Source organism: Methanobrevibacter millerae (assembly GCF_900103415.1).
In the GTDB taxonomy this organism is placed as follows: Archaea; Methanobacteriota; Methanobacteria; order Methanobacteriales; family Methanobacteriaceae; genus Methanocatella; species Methanocatella millerae.
In genome coordinates this window covers 16085-36002 of sequence record NZ_FMXB01000001.1, presented here as the reverse complement: position 1 = coordinate 36002, position 19918 = coordinate 16085, and the positions used below count along the sequence as shown (strand labels likewise).

Genomic DNA, 19918 nt, shown 5'->3' with positions numbered 1-19918 from the left:
TAAAATTATATATACATTAATAAATTTTTTTTACAAAATATATAATCATATCGACAAAAAAGGACTGTCATTTTGTTAGGCCTTTTTTTCGGTTTTCTATCCAACAATCTTTTCTAGCCATAATATAGTCAAATATTCCTTCAGGAGTCCTATATATCTTTTTAGTATGATTATCTAATGTATTTCCAAAGTAATTTTCTAATTTGTTATTTGTGCTTTCTAATTTCCCTATAAAGGGTTTTTCTAGGAATACAAGGTATTTTCTGTATTCTGAGAAGAAATTTTTATTTAAGTAGTTTTGTAGAATTATTGGAAAATTTTTTAATTAATAAAAAAATTTTACCTGGAAAATCTTAAGTTTCCAGGAATGAAAGATGAATTTATTAAATTTTAAAAAAAGACTGGAAAATGGATTTTAAAGAAATAAACACAAAATAATAACAAAAGTCCTAACAAATTGACAGTCTCCTTTGAAAGACTATTCACAATCCAACATAGTCTTCACAATATTGCCTATTGTATATTTCGGTATTTCCCAAATCACAATAGGAAACTTCCCTTTCCTCATCGCCGATAACTTCAAAGTTTTCATGGAAATGTAAACAACCTACACTGCATATTTTTCCCATTTTATCAATTCTCCATTGTTTTTTTGACTGTGTTAATGCCGAAAATAGCCATACATAACTTAACTACCATATTAACACAATATATCACTAATATTAATTTTATATTAAAAGATATTTATAATTTTTGGAATCAAATATGTTTCTTATCACATGTAATGAAATCAATTAAATCTTTTTTAAATTCAACAATATACTCGAAATAATTTTTTTATATAATCTCAGAATCTTTCAATTAGAATACATTTAAAAAAAAATAGTTTGGTAATGAATAGAAAATCACGATTAGTTATTTCAATGTCTATAACATGTTTGCACATGTTTAGGTAGATAGACATTGAATTAAACCACTAATTCGTTAGAATTTAATTGTATCCAAAAGGGATTTTAAACTCTATGATATAGTATGAAAAAATAAATATATAAACTTTATAGATTTTAATTTATAAAGTAGAAAGTGCCTATTATAAATAAACAAATCCTAATATGACCTATTAATATCATTGAAAAACAATCATTATAATATTTGATGATTTCTACAATTTAATGGCGAAAACCTTATGGCCTAATCTAAGCTAATACATAACCCAAATGAGGTAAATGCAAAGCACCATGAAATGATACTGTATATTAACATCCCCATCCAAAATTTCATTTGGATGCTCATAAGGATTCCCCCTATCGAATTAGTGGTTTTGCCAAAGGGAGCATTCATCAAAACACAAGTTTCAAATCCGACCATTGGCAATACTATCCTACCTAAAATAATATCACCCCTTATGGTCAAGAGTTTGATTACTTATAATATTCAATTTAATGATATAAATAGTTTTTATTTTTTATATTGCCAAGTAAAAATTATAATTAGCGAGTAATAATGATTAATTTTATGTTTTTTAGAAAAAACAAGCATAATTATGAAATAAATAGACCGTGCAAAGCAAATGATTAGAATTAATTTTAAACCTCTTTTCCATAAATTCAAAGAGCATCAAGTAAAAATCTAAAATATCTAACAAACACGTAAATGACAAGAACCAAAGCAATAAATGTCTGTATTGGAATAATGACGTTGAAAAATGACCATTGGTTAATTGCGAAGACCTCCTTTGACGCAACTGCTGTTATGACGAATGGAAAAGTGAATGCTGAAAAGCTGGGATAGAAATCCAGATTCCTGTATTCGATAAATTTGTAAAAGGCAAACAGGAAAAATACGAAAGCTACAGTGTATAACACCATTAGAAACTCATATGAAAGAGCATTGAAAGAATTGGTATATCCCACAATCAGTATGCTCATAACCGCCGTGAAAATGCAGATTAACGGCTTGTTTTGATCTAAAATATTAGGATATCTCACATAGCGGTAAACAACCAGAGGCAGCGTAATCAACATCATTATAAAGCCGAAAACAAAGAAGAGATAGGCGATTTCTGTGAGTCCGTGAACGTGAGCAGTGATTGCGCCCATAGTTATTCCTATGAATACTATCCAGTAGCTCGGATAGACCGTCATTATATCGAAATCACATATGATAAAACGATAGGTAAACCACACAATCAATAGAATGTGCAGGGCTACGCCCAATATCCAAACACCCAATGCCAAATCAGCATTAAATGGATTGATATATGTAGATAGAATCATCAAAGCCATCGAAAATGTTCCGGAATTCGACAGTATTATAGGGTTTGAGAGATCATGGCTTACATCCCTAGGGTAAATGATAACCCTTAAAAGAAGCATTGCCATTAATATGACTCCCACTACTCCACAGATTAATCTGGGATAGCCCTGAAGCAGGTTTCCCAATGACAGAATAGCTAAAATCAGACCTGAAATCGGTACTGGGAGTTTTTCAATGATATTCATTTAAATCTAAAGCTTTTGTCCACAGTTTGTACAGAACGCATCTCCTTCGCTTACCTGATTGCCGCAATTAGTGCAGAATTTAGCATCCGCAAATTTCTCTCCACAATTCGTACAGAATTCTGCATCCTCGCTTTCCTCAGAACCGCAATGATCGCAGATTTTTGTTTCGATATTATCCTTTTTCGGAGTGTATTTAACGTCAGGCTTATCGGCAAGGACAGGTTTTGAGTAATCGATACCTTCCTCGATTTCATCAACCAGAGACCTCATCACGTTAATCCTTTTTTCATCGGCGGGATGTGTTGAAAAAAAATCAAAATTGTTGGCGTTCTGTCCACTCATCTTTTGCCAGAATGCTGGAACACCAGTAATATCATAGCCTGCCCAGTGAATAATCAGCATGCCCAGACGGTCCGCTTCAAGCTCCTGGTCCCTTCCCCATGGATTTAAAAGGAAAAACTGTGAACCGATATCTGCAGTATTGACGGCAACCCTTGCAAGGTCTCCGATTCCGCCAAGGCCGACCAAGTCAAAAGCAAAGCTTCCAATCCATGAAGCCGTAGTCAAGGTGTTTTTGGTATTCTGGGCGCTTTGGCGGGTTCGGGTATGGTCAAGCAATGCGTGAGCCATTTCGTGGCCCAAAATAAATGCAAGCTCCTCTTCATTGTTCGCAACAGATAAAATACCTGTATACACTACGATTTTGCCTCCGGGAATGCAGAAGGCATTGACTGTATTGTCTAAAAGCAGGTGGAATTCCCAGTCGTAGTAATCCTCAACGTAATCGAGCCTTCCGATTGTGGAAAGATAGTTTTCAACCGCATTGATTAAATTGTTTGCCACATTAGCTATCAAATGACCTTCAGCCGTGTTATCGATGATTTGAGCCTTGCTTATGATGGCATAATACTGCTGATAACATTCCTCCAGAAACTTGTCGTCGTTAACGTTGTCGTGATGTTTTTTGCCGGTAAACGGATTAACGGCACTCCTATCATCTTTTGCCATAATAATTGCTTTGTTTTTAGAATAATATAAATATTTTTATCGCTTCTTTTCATGCTCTAAAAGAAATCTTTTCCTGTCGATTCCTCCGGCATAGCCTGTCAGCTTTCCATTTGCGCCAACGACCCTGTGGCATGGAATTATTATTGAAATCGGATTGTGGGCCACCGCACCGCCAACAGCTTGGGCAGACATTTTCCCCTCTTTTGAAATTCGCTTTGCTATCTCACCATAGGTAATGGTTTCGCCGTAAGGGATTTCACGTAGGATTTCCCATACTTTAAGGCGGAAATCGCTCCCTTCAGGTGCCAAATCCAAGCCATTAATAGATGGTTTATTTCCTTTAAAATAGTCATCCAGCCAGTTAACTGTTTTTATTAGAATTTCGTCTTCTTTTTCTATGATATTTTCATTAATATTGGCCAGATAATACTTCTGGCCTTCAAACCAAGCGCCTATTAATTTATTATTTTTTGAAGCCAAAAGCATCTCCCCCAAAGGAGATCTATAATAAGTAGAATTAATCATTTAAATCAATTAAAATAAAAAAACAAGGTACTCAGAATGTTTGAGTACCGCTTGTAGGGGACAGTGAAACGTCCTTGGTCGTCAGCAGCTTGCTGTTTGAGTCATAAATTTTGATTGTCGCATGGTCAGGATAGTACTTGTATGCATCAGCACTGGCTATTTCAAGATAGCCGTCTGAATGCACGCTTGCAGGAACCATGTTACCGTTGTTTAAAGCGTTTCCATCCCTTGAATAGAAGATTTGGACAATTACGTTCTCTCCGGCATGTGCCGTTCCCACATTAATCCTTGCGTAGGTCTTGTCTGCATCAGCGCTTCCGGTTGTGAAGCTTCCTCCCAATATGCTTATTGAAGACGGTGATGATGAAGCTGGAGCGGATGAAGTTGGAGCGGCAGTGCTTGAAGTCTGTTCTACCGTTGGAGTGCTTTTAGACAGCAATCCGTTTGTGTTGGTTATCTGAACTGAATTAAGCATCTTAATCATTGCCTTGTCATCGCTTCCCATCAGAGTGAATTCGTAATCGCCGACTTTTCTTTCAACTAAATATCCATCATTTCCCTGATTATCCTTGAAAATCGTAATGTCTCCTTCCTGCCTATCCAAACTAACACTTGATGGTGTCGTTTTACCTTCAATCGTTGAAACCATGATACAGTAAACCTCTTTTTTATATTTTCCACCATTTTCAAGAATGATGAAACCACCTATGTCTCCATAGGACGGCACTGAATTGGTTTCGACATAATTGGATCCGACAGGAGCAAGCATTTTAAAATCTCCGAAATTGGTCTCCTGAAGTGGAGTTTCGCTATTGAAAACTCCGCTTGCATAAAGCACACCGGCAGCAAGAATAGCTACAACAGCAATAAGACCGATTATCAGATACTTGTTTTTATCTTTTTTATCCTCCGACTTTTTTACAGCTAAATCACCTTTTGCACCACACTGCGGGCAGAATAATGCATTATCCTTGATTTCAGCTCCGCATTTTTTACAGTATTTTGCCATGATACACCTCTAGTGTAATATTTGGCCATGATAATTTATATTTTTTTGTACACAAGATAGTAACTTAAATAAAAATTATCTGCTTGAAATGGATAATCTACATTCAACAATGCAAAAAATTAATGTTTGATGATAATATCAATGATATTAATTGTAGCTTAATTTAAAATATAGTTTCCTAACACAAGCATCAAAATAATTAATCATAAAAGCAATAATTATCGAAGAAAAAATAGAAGGTTAAACTTCAACTTGAAATGGCAACAGTTGAAGAAAGATTTCCAACCCGTGACAGATTGTCACACTTCCATCACTAATTTAACCATTGATTATTTGTTAAAAAACTAGTTTTAACTAATTTTATTGCATCAACTGAGATTTTCAAACGTCGACAACTTGTCGACAGTCCAACAAAATAATGCTTTAGTTTCAACTGTCCGATATTTACGGACACTTCAAAAAATCCTAAAAAATAGCTGACTTATTGTGAAAAATAGCCCCGCCTTAAAGACAGAGCCATTAATCACGTGAAAATTTGTCATACGTTTGCTTTTATTTGTAAATCTTTTTGTGTGGAAAAAGACAATACTCCAAATAAAAAGGCATATGTCCCACCCGCCTAACCCTGGAATAATGAAATCTCTTTCATTACCAACTAATTAAAGATACATAGTGTTTCATCCTTGTTCATATCATGATAAAGCTCCGCCTTGTCCTCATCGAAGTCAATGACCTGTATCATGTCGTATATCTCGTCAGACAAATTAGGATTGATATCCTTTAAGATATTTGGACGTTCATAGACCATTTTTTTGTTGAATTCAAGGTTTTTCTCGTTTTCAAACAACGCTCCGTAGTATATTTCGGCCTCAACCAGATCCTGGAACATGTGGCTTCCGAATGAGAGCTCAGGCATGTATCCGACTTCGCTGTATGACTCTTCGAGGATTGCTGCGAAGTGGCTGATATCGGCGAAGACTACAGGAATTCCCAATTCCGGAGAGGAGGTACCGATTCTTCCTGGAACTATGAGAATGGCTGTTTTGTCATTGTTTTTGCAGTATGCGTTAACGTCACTGATTATGCGAGGTATTGAGCTTTTCTGGGCATAAGGATATTCGTAGTACTTGTGGGGATCCACATAACAGATGGTGTCAATAACGTTCTTTCTTGACATTCCCATGGAGGATTCCTTGATATGGAAGAATACGTCCTTGCCTTCAGGCATTTCAATGACCTCGTTGTTTACTGACACCTGAAGCGGACGGCACTGCAGCAGATTGATGTTGTATGTATTGTTTTCTCCGACGTTTACCGTGTATTCGATGTCAACCGGATATTCATATGCTATCTGCAGGGTGCTTAAAATCTCCTTCATGTCGCCGATGAATTCCTTGTTCTTAACCATACCCTCACAGTTGACGAATACTATATCACGGCGCTGACCGCGCTCCCTGAACATCCTTTCGGCCTCACGGTCATGCTCGACTAAAACCCTTTTGGCATGGCCCGGAATGACTTCAAGGCCGTCATCGACCGGAATGTCGTGGAGAGTAATTTCCTTCAAGTCGATTACGTCAAGATAATGCTGTGAATACCTGTGCTTTTCCTTGATGTCCTTCATTAACGTCACTTCAGGTTTATCCAAATTGATGATTCTCGGATAGTCCTTTTTGGTCCTGTCAACGGCCTTTGTACCGAGACCCATTACCAGCCTCAGCATTCCCTTGCTGTTGTCCATGTCCGGAAGCGGGGAATAAGGGCTGTATGAGAATCCAACACCTGCTGCGGTAGGGAAGAAGTAGTCTCCGTAGTATGATCCTGAAACCCTCTGAACCAGCAATGCCATCTGCTCGTCAGTATCGTCCAGGCCGTTGATTTTCCTGTATTCAAGTGCGGAAATGTTCATGGTACTTGAATAAACCGTCTTTACGGCCTCTTCAAATGCTGCGAGACGTTCCTCAAGAGAGCCCCTGTTTACGCAGAAGACTGATTCGTATTTTCCTGCAAATGCGTTTCCGTATCCGTCCTCCAGAAAACTGCTTGAACGCACGATGATAGGGTTCTGTCCGAAATAATCGAGAATCTTTATGAATTCCCTTTTAATCTGGTCTGAAAACGTTCCGTTTTTCAGGGCTTCCTCAAGCTCCTTACCGTACTTGTAATATCCTTCAGGAGTTCTTTGCTTTACCCTCAAGTCCCAAAGGCCATTTGAAACTATGTAAGTATAAAAGAGGTCTGATCCTATGTAGAATGAGTCGTCAGGCTCGAAATTGTTGTTGTAGATGTCTGGACAGTTCCGTTCTATAATCTTTCTTGCCAACAACATTCCGCAGGACTTTCCCCCAACGAGTCCGCTTCCGACACGGCGGTCATAAATCGTGATGTAGTCCTCGAAAGTGAAGTATTCCTTGATTCTTGAAAGCATCTTCTCGTCCTTGGTCATCATGAGCTCGCAGATCTTGTCGCACTCGTCGTCGATGTTCTGTCCTTCCTCATATTTCATTCTGACCTGAAGCATGTACCTTTCCCAGCTGTCCAGGGTCTGTCCGCCCTGATACTTGTCGGAATTGAGCGCCTTGTAGTATTTGCTCACTTCCTGGCCGTCCTGGAGAACCTTGACGGAACGTGTTCTCGGGTTGAACTTGTGGCCCAGAAACATCGTCTGGGAATACCTGTTCCATACCTTAAGGGGAGTGACGTAAAGCTCCTCGGGGGAGTTTGAGTAAACATTTAAGAATAATTGTGTTGTTTCACGTATCTTTGCGATTGCGTCATATGAGTGCCTTCCCCTGATGATAGGGAAAAATGCGACTGTGTCCAGCTGGAAAAGAAACGGACAGGTTACCTTGAAGAAGTTTCCCATCATCAGGTCAGTTGACCATACGGCCTGAAGGTCGCTTAAGCAGTCGAAAACGTAAAATGCGTCAAAGCCTTCCTTTTCTATGATTCTATGAACTTCAAGAGTGAATGTTTCGAACTGGTTATAAGGATTTACGCGGTAAATCTTGATTCCGTCACGTTCTATCATGCAGAACTCGGTGTCAGGATTTTCCTCTTCGATATCCAAAAGCCTGAAATCCTCGTCAGTCATTTCTATTAATGGAGGATCGTTGGAAAACCTAATGTAAATTAAGTTCCTGTTGTCTTTTTTTGCCTGTTTCACGTAAGGATCGACAAAGTATGAGAATTCGTTGAGGTTGGTGACGTTCCATACCACATTGTCCCCCAGACGAATGTTGTCCAAAGCCTTGTCAAGTCCGGGAATTCCTGATTCAATTCTATCGAATGCAGCCATAATAATATCTCCTTAATTTTTATCCTTGTTTTTATAAAACCTAATTTACCTCGATTAATACTTTTTGCTCACCATAGGCACTCCAGTCAGCTGTGATGCATCCATTGTCAATGCTACAAGGTCCTGACGTTCCAGATTTTCAATGTCCGTATTACCTGCCTGCTGGGTCAGTGAGGTTACTTCCTGAGTCATTGCCTCAATGTAGTTTGCAACCTGCTGGCCTTTCCTTATAGGGTCAAGCCTTCTTCTAAGAGCCCTGTCCTGGGTTGCGATACCTTTAGGACAGATTCCTTCAGAACAGCTCTGACAGACCTTACATCCTATAGAGATTAATGCTGATGTAGCGATGTATACCGCATCTGCACCCAGAGCTATTGCCTTTGCAACGTCCGCTCCGGACCTTATTCCCCCTGCAGCAATTAAGCTGACTTCGCTTCTTAAGTTGATTTCCTTTAATGCGTCGTCTGCCTTGACGATTGCCTCTATTGTCGGAATACCTGCATGTTCGGTTACGACTTCAGGTCCGGCACCGGTTCCTCCCTGCATACCGTCGACAACGATAATGTCTGCTCCGGCCTTAGCGGCGATTTTAACATCCTGTTCGACACGGCCTGATGCGAATTTGACAATGATAGGGATTTTCCAGTCGGTGATTTCTCTTAATTGATTGATTTTCATTCCCAGATCCTCAGGACCGACAATGTCCATGTGCCTTGCAGGGCTTAATGCTGAAGTTCCTTCAGGGATGTTTCTCACTTTAGCCACTTCTGCTGTAACCTTGTGGGCTAATAAGTGTCCTCCCATACCGGATTTTGCTCCCTGACCGATTTTGATTTCAACTGCTTCGGCGTTGTTTAGATAGCTTGCAGACACTCCAAAACGGCCTGATGCGTACTGTGCAATCAATTTGTCTGCATATTCCCTTTCTTCCGGAAGCATTCCTCCTTCACCGGTGTTTGCAATTGAGCCGACTTTGCTGCTTCCAATAGCTAAAGCTATTTTTGCCTCTTTACTTAATGCACCGAATGACATTGCCCCAATCATTATAGGAGTGTCGATTTCAATCGGATTTTCAGCAAAGCGGTCACCTAAAACCACTGAGGTCTTGCAGGCTTCTCTGTATGAGTCAATCGGAGGCCTTGATACCTGTGCCGGTAAAATGCTTAAGTCATCGAATGTCGGAATTCTTCTTGTCAATCCGCATCCACGGACCTTGTATGAACCGGTCTGGCTTTTACGCTTGATTTCAACCATCGTTGAGTTTGACCAGACACCTCTGCCTTCATCAACCAAAGGTCTTACGTAAATTGCGTGTGTCGGACACATTTCCTCACAGATTTTACATCCCACACAGTTTTCCTGATGAATAGGGAGAGGTTCGTCGTTTATAACCTCATAAACGTTATGCGGACAGTTTGAATAGCAGCTGTAACAGTTCTTACAAGAGGACTTGTGGGGATTGTCACAAAGATACCAGCAGCAGCCCGGACGGTCGTTGTTCTGACGGCAGATTTCAATTTTCCTTTCTACTGTAAATGACATTTAGTTAACCCCCTCTTCAGTGTCTTTAAGTGCCTTGAATACCGGACAGACTGAATACTTGGTTCCTCCGGATTTGACAACCTCGTCGATGTCAGCGGTTTTTTTGGCATAAGGCTTCCAGGCAAGCTCGTCCTTTTTATCGACAATTAATGCCTCGGTTACGATCTGATTGGTTAATAAATAGTCTAAAAGAGTTGTGACTATTGATCCGTCCTGACCCTGTGAATGCTTGATAGACCTTACCGTCAGCACTTTCAGATAATCGCCTATGGCTTTTGAATTATCGTTTCTTAAGTTCTCAGGTATGAATGTCCTCGGACATACGGCAAAGCATGCGTGGCAGTCCGGTGGGCATTCCCCTTTCATTCTTGGTTTCGTATCATCAATTGTGATTAGGTTTTCTGGACATGCATATTCGCACGCACCGCATAAAACACATGCTCCAACGTCAATGACATTGGTCCTTAAGTCTGAGAAATCAGATTCTGAAAACTCCTTTTCAATTGAATCGTCTGATTTGTCCCTTTGATATAATACCGGCCTTGCAAGAAACTCCCTCTGCTCGATATGCTCAAGGTTTTTGTTAATCTTGTTTTCTGCAAGTCTTTCCAATAATGCGAACTGTGAATCTGTAAAGTCTTCAGCTTCAATGTATCTCTGCTCTATTGCACCCTTTACGATTTCTTCACCTTTTTCGGTTCTTATAATCAGCGTTGACCAGCCGTCTTGTGATCCGATTGAACCTATTGAGATGTCTGAGGTTTCAGAGGTCAGTTCAACGCATATGTTACAGTTTTTCCTGATAATCCTTTTAGCTACTGATAAAGGAATTTTAATCGTTTCCTTTGTCTTTAATAATAGAAATACGAATCCTTTTTCGATTTGGAACTTTTCAATGTCATCCATTTTCAAATCATATTCTTTCAGGAGATTTACGAAATACTTATATGAAAAGTTCTCCATACAGAACAAGCCCAGTTTAACATCAATAGGGCTATCTGTGTAATGCTGAAGTTTGGATGCTGCCATAATTTCACATGGCGTTCCGACCATTGCTATTTTATCTTCACTCATTTTATTAGCTCCTATTAACGATTTTTTTAAAGTTTGAATAGTCTTCGTCTGTCAAATCAAAGCCGTATTCTGTTAAGATTTCTTCAAGCTCTTTTTTGTCTTTTTCAGTGAAATCCTCAAAAACAGCATTTTTTCCAAGGCTTTTGACGTCTCCAAGAACGTAGATTGTGCCTCTCATGATTGATTCTCCGACGTCATCTGTAACGTCACCGAGAATTATGAGTCTTCCTCCCATCATGAGAAGTCCGGTCATGAATCCGCTGTTTCCGCCGATAATGACGGTTCCGCCTTTCATAATTTCACCAGTTCTTGAACCGGCACCGCATTTAACTAAAACAGTTCCTCCATAGATTCCCTGTCCTGCGCCGTCACCGGCAGTTCCTTCGATGATGAGTTCGCCTTCGGTCATGTTGTCTCCGGCAAACCATCCTGCGTTCCCGTTGATGTGTATTCTTGGGCCGTTGACCATGGTTCCCACAAAATATCCTGCAGAGCCGTTGATTTGAATTTCAACCTCTTCGCTGAGCCCTGCGCAGATGTTGTGCTTGGAATCGGGATTGTCGATGATTAATTTATCATAGTTAATTGCATGCTCCTTGATGGCACGGTTTAAATCCTTTTCTTCCATGTTTTTAGCGTCAATAACGTATTCTTTCATGAAAATCCCTTCCTAGATTGTGTAAGCCCTTGTCTCGCCAGGAGCAATCTGTTCAATCTGGTCGGAATCGACGACGTCGTGAAGTGCCATTTCCTCTGAAGCAACGGCAAATATTTCATCGGTTTCAACCATTACGCCCGGCCTTAGTCCGAGCTTGTCCTTTGCGATTCCAATGCCGTTCGGGGTTCCGACAAGTATTGAAAACGGACCGTCCAGATCAATCACTGCCTGGTCCAAAGCTTCCTCAAGCTTGTATCCCTGATTGAGCTTGTCTGCCATGTAGTGAACGATGCATTCGGTATCGTTGAATGACTCGAAGGTGTGTCCTTTCCTTTCCAAAGGATCTCTTATTTTCCAGTAATTGGTGATCTGGCCGTTGTGCACTACCGTGATGTCAGGTATGATATAGCTCTGGTAAGGGTGTGCGTGATAACGGTCAACGCCGCTTTCTGTTGCAAAACGAGTGTGTCCTATTCCGTGGGTTCCCATTCTGCTTGGAACGTCGAAACGCTCTGCAATGTCTTTGACTTTACCAGTGTCCTTTATCATTTCAAAGGAATGTGAACCGTTTATGACGTTAACGTCTTTTAAGTCGTCTATTTCGCTGATACATGGTTTTAAAAGTGAATATTCGTCCAATGCGATTTTGCATTTGTACACGTCTGAGTCCCCTACGGATTCGACGATTTCCTCTTCAAATATTGGACTGAATTGGGTTAATAATGATTTTAAATTGTCTAAAACTCCCCTTTTTCTTTTGACTTCAATGTTTAACTGATAGTAGTTATCAGGGAAGTTTAAACTTCCGTATATTGCATAACCTGCTGAATCCGGACCTCTGTGCTGAAGTGATTCGAGCATTGAGGTTAATGCCTCACCCACATGGTGAGATTTCTTATCCTTATATATTACACCTGCTATTCCACACATATTTTCTACCTCCAAAAATAAATAATCAGTGTATTAAATTCTTCATATGCCTTTCAAATAAATCTACAATATGCCTTTTCAAATAAAAACAAATTTTCATATGCCAAAATGATCTTTCCCAAACTTTTCAAAATACCTCCCAAAAAAATTTTAGAAAGGGCAGATTTGACTGCCCGGAAATGATTCTATACGTCTAAGTATTCATCCCTTTCGTAATCGAATACCTGAATTCTGTAAGCGTCCCATTCAGCCCTTTTGATGTTGTAGAACTGGTTGAAGACCTTTTCTCCGATTGCGTTTTTGACAACCTCATCCTCTTCAAGAGCATGGTATGCTTCCCATAAACTGGTTGGAAGGCTTGAAATTCCTTTCTCTACGAGCTCATCTTCGGAAAATGCGAAGAGGTTTTCTTCGGTTGGTTCACCAGGATCAATCTTGTTGTCCATACCGTCTAAACCAGCTTCAAGAAGCACAGCGAATGCTAAGTAAGGGTTACAGGATGGGTCAGCTGACCTGCATTCGATTCTCGTACCTAAGCCACGGGATGCAGGAATCCTTAATAATGTTGACCTGTTTTTGAATCCGTATGCGATGTAGCATGGTGCTTCGTAACCAGGTACAAGACGTTTGTATGAGTTTACGGTAGGGGATAAAATTGATGATAAAGCCGGAGCGTGTTTTAACAGTCCTCCGATGAAGTACAATGCTTCCTGTGAAATCTGGGTTTCGGTATCTGGGTCGTAGAAGATGTTTTCTCCGTTTTTGAATAAACTCTGGTTACAGTGCATTCCGCTACCGTTGATTCCCAGGAATGGTTTTGGCATGAATGTTGCCTTGAAACCTAAATTGTTAACTAAAGCTTTAACAGCTTCCTTGAATGTGATAACAGCATCTGCCGTTTTTAAAGCATCTGCGTATTTGAAGTCGACTTCGTGCTGACCTGCTGCCACTTCGTGGTGGCTTACTTCAACGTCGAAGTCAAGCTTTTCGAGACCTAATACGATTTCCCTTCTGATGTCAGTTCCCTGGTCTAATGGCTCTACGTCAAAGTATTCAGCTTCGTCTGCAGGGATGTAGTGTCCGTCTTCGTCCTTTTTGATGATGAAGAATTCCGGTTCAGGACCCATGTTGAACTGGTATCCTCTTTTTTCTGCCAGCTGTAATGATTTTTTTAAGACTCCCCTTGGGTCTCCGTCGTAAGGTTTGCCGTCGGTTGTGAAAATGTCACAGATGAAACGGCTGGTACCTTTTGCTTCAGGTCTCCATGGAATCATTGAGAAGGTGTTGATATCCGGTTTTGCAAGCAGGTCACTGTCATTGATTGAAGCTAAACCTGCGACAGATGATCCGTCAAAGAGTAATCCGTCATTTACAATGTCTTCAACGTCAGCTGCTTTTTTAAGCGGAACAGCCATGCTTTTAGGCAGTCCATGGATATCTGAGAACTGTAATTTCAGAAATTTTATATCATTTTCGTCAATCGTCTTTATTATTTGGTCTAATTTATTATCTTTTCCTGACATAATTTTCACATCATTTTATTCATTTATTTAATGAACGGAAGGTGGAAAAGCCTTCTGACAAAATCGGCAATTTAGTCGGAAGGAAGTTTCCTTCCTACTATACTTTATCATTAGTGATATATAAATATTTTGATGAACGAAAAAATTTGGGATTGCTGTAATTAAGTGTTTTCAATTGAAGGGTGACAATATGGTTCAGTTAAGGCATCGGGGAAAAAACGTCTACGGATGGTCGGTTATCGGCTCTGATAATAGCATACGCTTTCCTTCAGAGGTAATTAATGATTATGGTCTTGGTTGTGAGGCAGATATAGTGCTTTTTACGGCAAGCAAGGCTTCAGGAGGCTTCTGCATATCAAAATTTGAAACCTTAAAGTCTTCCGGGCTGTCCCATATCATATCCGAGAACCCGGAACTTGAAAGCGATTCAGGCCGGATTATAGGCTATAAGGGCAAAAGCTATTGCCGTTTGCGAATGATCGGTGATAGGTTGGAATTGTCTTCGCAGATAATGAATCATTTTGAATTGGAAAGAGGCGATAAGCTATTGATAATCAAAGGAAGCAATATTGCCTTTGACTGCATTGTGAAAGGTCCTCTCGTTGATATGGCCAATGAAAGCGAAAAGGATATTGGGGTTTATTGAAAATAACCTTATACATCAATAATATAAGCAAATAAATAAGTAATAAAATTTCTTTATACTATCAGAAAAGCGGAAAATAATTTTTATTTATTATCAGAAAAGAGCATACTAACCACTACAGATGTTATAACCCCAACTATTATTAATATAAATGTTTGATTTCCCCAAAGCAAAGATAATGCACTTGACATAGTTTCTCCCCATAATAATGAAACTACAGGCATGCATAATATAGAAGTAAACAAACCAGTTATAAAACCGCATGAAACTTTATAAATTAGATTTTCTTCGGATATCCCTATAAGACAGGACATAACAAATACTCCTACGATAAAACTCCACCAAGTAAGACCTGAGTCATATCCCCATATTAAATTGCCGTTTATAGTGCCCATTGTTAATGCAAGGAAAATAACACCAATTAATAAAGCAATAACAGTATAAATTCCACCAATTATTAATATACTTATCAAATAATCGCTATCTATCGTATCTGCATTGGTTACTACTTCATTAGTGCCTTTATTATTTACTGTTTTATTACTGGTTTCGTTATTTTCTATCTTAGATCCACAATTTTCACAAAATTTATCATCGTGACTTACTACATGACCACAATTCGAACAGTATTTTACCATATAATCACCATTTTTATTAAGCTACTCTCCCATTTGCTTTCTTTGAATTTTAAGATTATTTCCACATTCCATACAGTAATCAGATTCGTCTTCATAAGGTGTGCCACAATATACACATTGCTTATTTTTTCCTCTGTTATATTTTCTTAATGATGTGTATACTGGCCCACCTACCAAATCTTTCCAATCCAAATGTTTTAAACTTCGTTTCGTATTTGGTATTGCTTCTTTTAAAATATCCTTAGAACCTATTTCTGCATCATTAATTGTTTTATCGATATTTTCACAATTTTCCATTTTATTTCCAGAGAAGTTATCGCCATTTATTTGATTTCCACAATATGAACAAAATTGATCATTCTCTTCCACCAGTTCACCACAATTAGTACAATATTTAGTATTATTAATATCTGACAAATCATTATCAACCTTTCTTTCTTTATGGATAGCTGAGCCACAATTCGAACAAAATTTTTCATCTTCTATAGATTTTCCACAAACAAGACAATTAACCATGTTTATCACCTAATAAATGATTTTTTAATTATTTGTTTCATTATTAACCTTTAAATTTAATAAATCAATGTCCAATTTCATAAAACCCCATTCAATAGTTTTATACAAATCAGAACCTTCATTAATTACTTTAAAGTCATTTTTAGAAAAATAATCCATGATTTTCAGAAATACAAATTCATGATGTTGTTCCTCATATTCAGGAATATCTATATCAGCATATATTTGATCCAACAATAATTTGATAAGATTGATAAAATCCTCATTATCTTCAGCATTTTTTCTGGATTTAAATTCATCAGGAGACATATTGGTCTTAATTAAGAACATGTCTTCCTCGTTTCCATTAATATAAATAGCATATCCCTTATTTTCAATGTAAATTGTACAGATATTTTTTTCTCCATATATGCTTACTTCAACTTTTTTATAACCATGTTTAGGCATCAAAAAGTTCAGTTTACGAACAATCATACATTATCACCACCTTCAATTCTTTTTAAAATATCATACTTACAGATATTTTTGATAAACACAACATATAAACATTACTAATAGTATACTAATAGTTTACAATTATTAATAAAATAGTATAAAATCAAAACTTTAAATATGGACAAGGAAGAATTGCTGAGTGAGAACCTGGAACTGAAAAAAGAAAATAAAAAACTGAGAAGAATCATTGAGGAACAAAAGCTTAAGGAAGAACAGATACAGCTGAAACAGGAAAACCAGGAATTAAAAGAAATAATAAAAAATGAAAACATTAGCTATAACAAAATCAAAGCCAATACTCCATTTCCAAATCACAAAGAAAGAGAAAGTGCAGAAGTTATCTCATTATTGAATCGTTCCGAAAAAAGAATAAGAGTATTGGAATCATTGGAAGAAGAAAGCAAAATACCATCACAAATCAGCAAGGACATAGATGACAGCAGCTATAACATATCAAAATATCTTAAAACGCTGAAGGAATACGGATTGGTCGTTTGCCTTAATGAAAACGACAAACGATACCGGTATTACAAAATCACCGATAAAGGTAAAAATTATTTAGACATTATCAAAAACCAATAGAAAATAACGCCCTCCCCAAGCAATTAATTAAATCTGCTGGAGGAATGGTTTAAAAGATTAATAAGATTAAATTAACGTTCAACGTCACTTATAAATTTCAAATCATCGTAATCAAATTTCTTAACGTTTTTAAAAGCATTGCGATATCTCTTGCTCACTTCCTTATCAAGATTCTTATCCCACAAATCATAATCTTCATAGCCGTTTTCATCAACAAAGCCGATTATGTCCAAATCCATTCTTGTACATGCATTAACATAAACTACGGGCTTTTCATCTTCAATGACCAGAAAATAGGATATCCACCCGAATGGTATGTAAAATGCTTCCTGCTGTTCCAATAAGTCTTCAGTTAATTTAAGTTCATCAATACGATAAACTCCTTTAATTAATCTTGAATTTAAGTATTCATGAAACTTCTCTTCAACCTTTTTTAAATCATGCATATTATTAACTCCCATTTTGATATTTGTAGCCACTATATTAACTTCTTTTTCAAAGTAACTTAAAAATCGAAATTGTAACCGACCCAACATTTCATTTTCCTTGATAGAATTTACTTATCACAAAAAATTGGATAAATCGAAAACTGCGATTTCAGTAAAAATTAAAAAAATCCAATAACTTTATTAATTTTTACCTGCTTTTTAGCATGTTGATTCCGGAAGGTAATTTTTCACTGATTTTTAAAATATGAATAAATTGTTTTAAATAATTTCCTGCATCACATGTTGCTGATGAAAAATATTGATTTTACATGACGATGTTTATAAATCGCATTTTGCTTTTATAATTATAAGTAATTTGTTTGGAGAATGCCATTTTATTGAAGGTAAATTGATTTATTTGGAGTGTTTTTCTTTCCAGATTTTTCACCGAATTATGATGCCCGATTTTATTTGAAGTATTTTAATCTTTTTTTCTAAAGTGATTATAATTTCACCTTTTCATTAGAATATTTATTTAATGAGGTTATATTGTATGAAAAGAAACTAGCTAGTTTATATACTACTTTAAAATTAAATATTTTTGTCAATTTGATAACGCCGGCAATATCATTGATTAAAAAATCATAAAAGGTGATTGAAATTTATCAAATAAAACCTCTTGAGAATAACATGACAAAGCCATATGATTCTATTTTAAAAATAGCTACATATTCTTTTGTTAATGCATTAGTTCGAGGTACTGATTTGGCAGATGATGATTATGAAGTCATTGCGTCAGATATTTTCAGACCAGGATCAGATGTTAAATCAATGGATATTTTGCTTAAAGGAAAAAAGGGTTACGTGAACATCGAATTTCACAAACAGCCTCTATCCAAATCTCATTTAACCCGAGATTTCAAATATGTGATGGATGCTTACTTCTTCTACGAAGAAATTATCGATCAAAGGATTATTGTTGTCGATAATGACAGAAAATCCGTTGACAGACTTCATGTCATGCCGAATTGGGACTATGTTGCAAAATATCATATCCTGCCGGATATTGATGGTGCAACAGTATTAAATACTATTAAAAACAAAGTTGAAAACAACTTAGAATTAGATGAAGATGAGAAATACGTTTTCTCCATCTTACCATTAACCAATCATGGCTATGATAATGAAGACCAATTAATTAAAGAGTTATGCCAATTAACTCCTCGATTAAATATCTGCGAAAAAGACAGAGGTAAAATCTGGTTATGTCAACTGATTTTAGTCGATTTGATAGTGGATGATGAAGATTTGGCTGATGACTTAATGGAGACGATAACCATGTCATATTCAAGACTCGAAAGACGCGAAAAACGATTAATCAAAGAAGCTGTTGAAAAAGCAGAACAAGAAAGAGACGAAGCAAAAGATGCTGTTAAAAAAACAGAACAAGAAAGAGACGAAGCAAAAGATGCTGTTAAAAAAGCAGAACTAGAAAAAAAGGAAATGAATGATATTTTAGAAGAAGCCAAAAGTAAAATGGATGGCGAAGGGCGCGTTACATTAAACAAAGACACGTTTGAAAAACTGTTATCAATTACTGCTAAAATTTAATATCTGGTGGGAAACATCATGGATGAAAAAGAATGCTATAACTGCGAACACGTGGAATTTGATATTGGCCTTTGCACCCAATACTACTGCGGATTCCATAAAAAATTAGTTAAAATAGATGATACCTGTGATGACTGGAGCGAATCATCCAATTAGGCTCTATTTAATATTAGCTTCAACACTTAGATGTTTTCAAATAAATTAAGGCCTTATTCAACATCAAAACCTTTTTCTATCATGCTTTTTTTAAGAATCTCCATGGCCTTTATCGTATCGGGCCCTGAAACCCTCTTGATCATGCGATTGTTTTCATTAAACCTTCCAACAAAATAATCCTGCTGCTCCTTGCTTACAAGGTCAAGCCGTGTATAGTTTGTAAGGCATTCCAGAAGGGCGAATACTCCACGGTTTAAAGCCTTTGCACATGGATTGTTCTTGACGATTTTAACAACATCGCTGCTTATGATATAAGCTTCCCCGTTTGATGTTACATGGTCTTTTATCGGATCCATCTTTCTAATGTCTGTGACATCACAAATGACATATGCCTCTGCATTTTTCAGTATTGCAATGTCCTCATCATCCGTAAACTCTTCAATATCCAGGTTTCCGATTGTTGAATTTGCAAAATTTATAGGATCGAAAGTAATGTTTACAACATATTTGCGCGTTTCCATAATGTTTTTCAGGGTTGTGGTGCCGACAAACAGTCTGCATCCAAGTTTATCCTTGCCTTTGCATACAATTCCTATTGGCGCGGCATTTTTTACACCGTCCCTGCTCATGGTAGTGTAAATCCCCTCATATTTCTGTCCTTCTTCAATTCCGATATCTGTCAAATCCATAGCCATCTCATCCCCATTAATAACTTTCAATATTAATATCTATTCAATAATCTAATTAAAAATAGTGGTTAATCATATCACGGAACATG

20 protein-coding genes are annotated in these 19918 nt (G+C 37.4%); 4 read left to right on the top strand and 16 right to left on the bottom strand.

Translation table 11 applies throughout. From position 1 onward, the window contains the following. Positions 1 to 482: 482 nt before the first annotated feature. The 11 genes from F3G70_RS11935 to glnA all read right to left on the bottom strand — a co-directional run bounded on the left by F3G70_RS11935 (position 483) and on the right by glnA (position 14068). On the bottom strand, positions 483 to 629 hold the full coding sequence (locus tag F3G70_RS11935; RefSeq protein ID WP_188118006.1) for a hypothetical protein: 147 nt from the start codon (positions 627 to 629) through the stop codon (positions 483 to 485). Positions 630 to 1607: 978 nt separating this feature from the next. Then, positions 1608 to 2501 carry a TDT family transporter gene (locus F3G70_RS00180; protein WP_149730696.1) on the bottom strand — a complete coding sequence of 298 codons (894 nt, stop codon included), beginning with the start codon at positions 2499 to 2501 and terminating at the stop codon, positions 1608 to 1610. 6 nt (positions 2502 to 2507) lie between these two features. Further along, positions 2508 to 3509 carry a M48 family metallopeptidase gene (locus F3G70_RS00175; RefSeq protein WP_149730695.1) on the bottom strand — a complete coding sequence of 334 codons (1002 nt, stop codon included), beginning with the start codon at positions 3507 to 3509 and terminating at the stop codon, positions 2508 to 2510. A gap of 36 nt (positions 3510 to 3545) precedes the next feature. Beyond that, positions 3546 to 4034 (bottom strand): methylated-DNA--[protein]-cysteine S-methyltransferase, encoded by a 489-nt coding sequence (locus F3G70_RS00170; RefSeq protein WP_149730694.1) that lies wholly within the window; start codon positions 4032 to 4034, stop codon positions 3546 to 3548. Between the two features lie 31 nt (positions 4035 to 4065). Further along, positions 4066 to 5043, bottom strand: a complete 978-nt coding sequence (locus F3G70_RS00165; RefSeq protein WP_149730693.1) for a zinc ribbon domain-containing protein — start codon at positions 5041 to 5043, stop codon at positions 4066 to 4068. A gap of 655 nt (positions 5044 to 5698) precedes the next feature. After that, positions 5699 to 8341 (bottom strand): PEP/pyruvate-binding domain-containing protein, encoded by a 2643-nt coding sequence (locus tag F3G70_RS00160; protein WP_149730692.1) that lies wholly within the window; start codon positions 8339 to 8341, stop codon positions 5699 to 5701. Positions 8342 to 8395: 54 nt separating this feature from the next. Next, the gene (locus F3G70_RS00155) at positions 8396 to 9883 is read right to left on the bottom strand and encodes a glutamate synthase-related protein (protein ID WP_149730691.1); all 1488 of its coding nucleotides are present in this window, start codon (positions 9881 to 9883) and stop codon (positions 8396 to 8398) included. After that, positions 9884 to 10957 carry a Coenzyme F420 hydrogenase/dehydrogenase, beta subunit C-terminal domain gene (locus F3G70_RS00150; RefSeq protein WP_149730690.1) on the bottom strand — a complete coding sequence of 358 codons (1074 nt, stop codon included), beginning with the start codon at positions 10955 to 10957 and terminating at the stop codon, positions 9884 to 9886. Between the two features lie 4 nt (positions 10958 to 10961). After that, positions 10962 to 11615, bottom strand: coding sequence for a GltB/FmdC/FwdC-like GXGXG domain-containing protein (locus F3G70_RS00145; protein WP_149730689.1), 654 nt, complete (start codon positions 11613 to 11615; stop codon positions 10962 to 10964). 12 nt (positions 11616 to 11627) lie between these two features. Continuing rightward, positions 11628 to 12545 (bottom strand): glutamine amidotransferase, encoded by a 918-nt coding sequence (locus F3G70_RS00140; protein ID WP_149730688.1) that lies wholly within the window; start codon positions 12543 to 12545, stop codon positions 11628 to 11630. Between the two features lie 185 nt (positions 12546 to 12730). Then, positions 12731 to 14068, bottom strand: a complete 1338-nt coding sequence (glnA, locus tag F3G70_RS00135) for a type I glutamate--ammonia ligase (protein WP_149730687.1) — start codon at positions 14066 to 14068, stop codon at positions 12731 to 12733. Positions 14069 to 14258: 190 nt separating this feature from the next. Here glnA and F3G70_RS00130 point away from each other — a divergent pair, with 190 nt between their 5' ends. After that, the gene (locus tag F3G70_RS00130) at positions 14259 to 14714 is read left to right on the top strand and encodes a hypothetical protein (RefSeq protein WP_149730686.1); all 456 of its coding nucleotides are present in this window, start codon (positions 14259 to 14261) and stop codon (positions 14712 to 14714) included. Between the two features lie 83 nt (positions 14715 to 14797). Here the strand turns inward: F3G70_RS00130 and F3G70_RS00125 are convergent, their stop codons facing one another. From F3G70_RS00125 to F3G70_RS00115, 3 genes are read right to left on the bottom strand one after another with little or no spacing between them, the layout of a single operon-like run. Next, a complete protein-coding gene (locus F3G70_RS00125) occupies positions 14798 to 15352 on the bottom strand; it encodes a zinc ribbon domain-containing protein (RefSeq protein WP_149730685.1) in 555 nt (184 codons plus the stop codon). Positions 15353 to 15373: 21 nt separating this feature from the next. After that, positions 15374 to 15868, bottom strand: a complete 495-nt coding sequence (locus F3G70_RS00120; protein WP_149730684.1) for a zinc-ribbon domain-containing protein — start codon at positions 15866 to 15868, stop codon at positions 15374 to 15376. Positions 15869 to 15892: 24 nt separating this feature from the next. Beyond that, a complete protein-coding gene (locus F3G70_RS00115; RefSeq protein WP_149730683.1) occupies positions 15893 to 16342 on the bottom strand; it encodes a hypothetical protein in 450 nt (149 codons plus the stop codon). A 138-nt stretch (positions 16343 to 16480) separates the two neighbouring features. Here F3G70_RS00115 and F3G70_RS00110 point away from each other — a divergent pair, with 138 nt between their 5' ends. After that, positions 16481 to 16945, top strand: coding sequence for a winged helix-turn-helix domain-containing protein (locus F3G70_RS00110; protein WP_149730682.1), 465 nt, complete (start codon positions 16481 to 16483; stop codon positions 16943 to 16945). Positions 16946 to 17016: 71 nt separating this feature from the next. Here the strand turns inward: F3G70_RS00110 and F3G70_RS00105 are convergent, their stop codons facing one another. Continuing rightward, positions 17017 to 17391 carry a hypothetical protein gene (locus F3G70_RS00105; protein WP_149730681.1) on the bottom strand — a complete coding sequence of 125 codons (375 nt, stop codon included), beginning with the start codon at positions 17389 to 17391 and terminating at the stop codon, positions 17017 to 17019. Positions 17392 to 18063: 672 nt separating this feature from the next. Here F3G70_RS00105 and F3G70_RS00100 point away from each other — a divergent pair. Next, positions 18064 to 18984 (top strand): hypothetical protein, encoded by a 921-nt coding sequence (locus F3G70_RS00100; protein ID WP_149730680.1) that lies wholly within the window; start codon positions 18064 to 18066, stop codon positions 18982 to 18984. A gap of 18 nt (positions 18985 to 19002) precedes the next feature. Further along, on the top strand, positions 19003 to 19140 hold the full coding sequence (locus F3G70_RS11930) for a hypothetical protein (RefSeq protein WP_188118005.1): 138 nt from the start codon (positions 19003 to 19005) through the stop codon (positions 19138 to 19140). A gap of 53 nt (positions 19141 to 19193) precedes the next feature. On the opposite strand, the gene F3G70_RS00095 is transcribed toward F3G70_RS11930, so the two are convergent. After that, positions 19194 to 19835 carry a DUF447 domain-containing protein gene (locus tag F3G70_RS00095; RefSeq protein ID WP_149730679.1) on the bottom strand — a complete coding sequence of 214 codons (642 nt, stop codon included), beginning with the start codon at positions 19833 to 19835 and terminating at the stop codon, positions 19194 to 19196. Between the last annotated feature and the right edge of the window lie 83 nt (positions 19836 to 19918).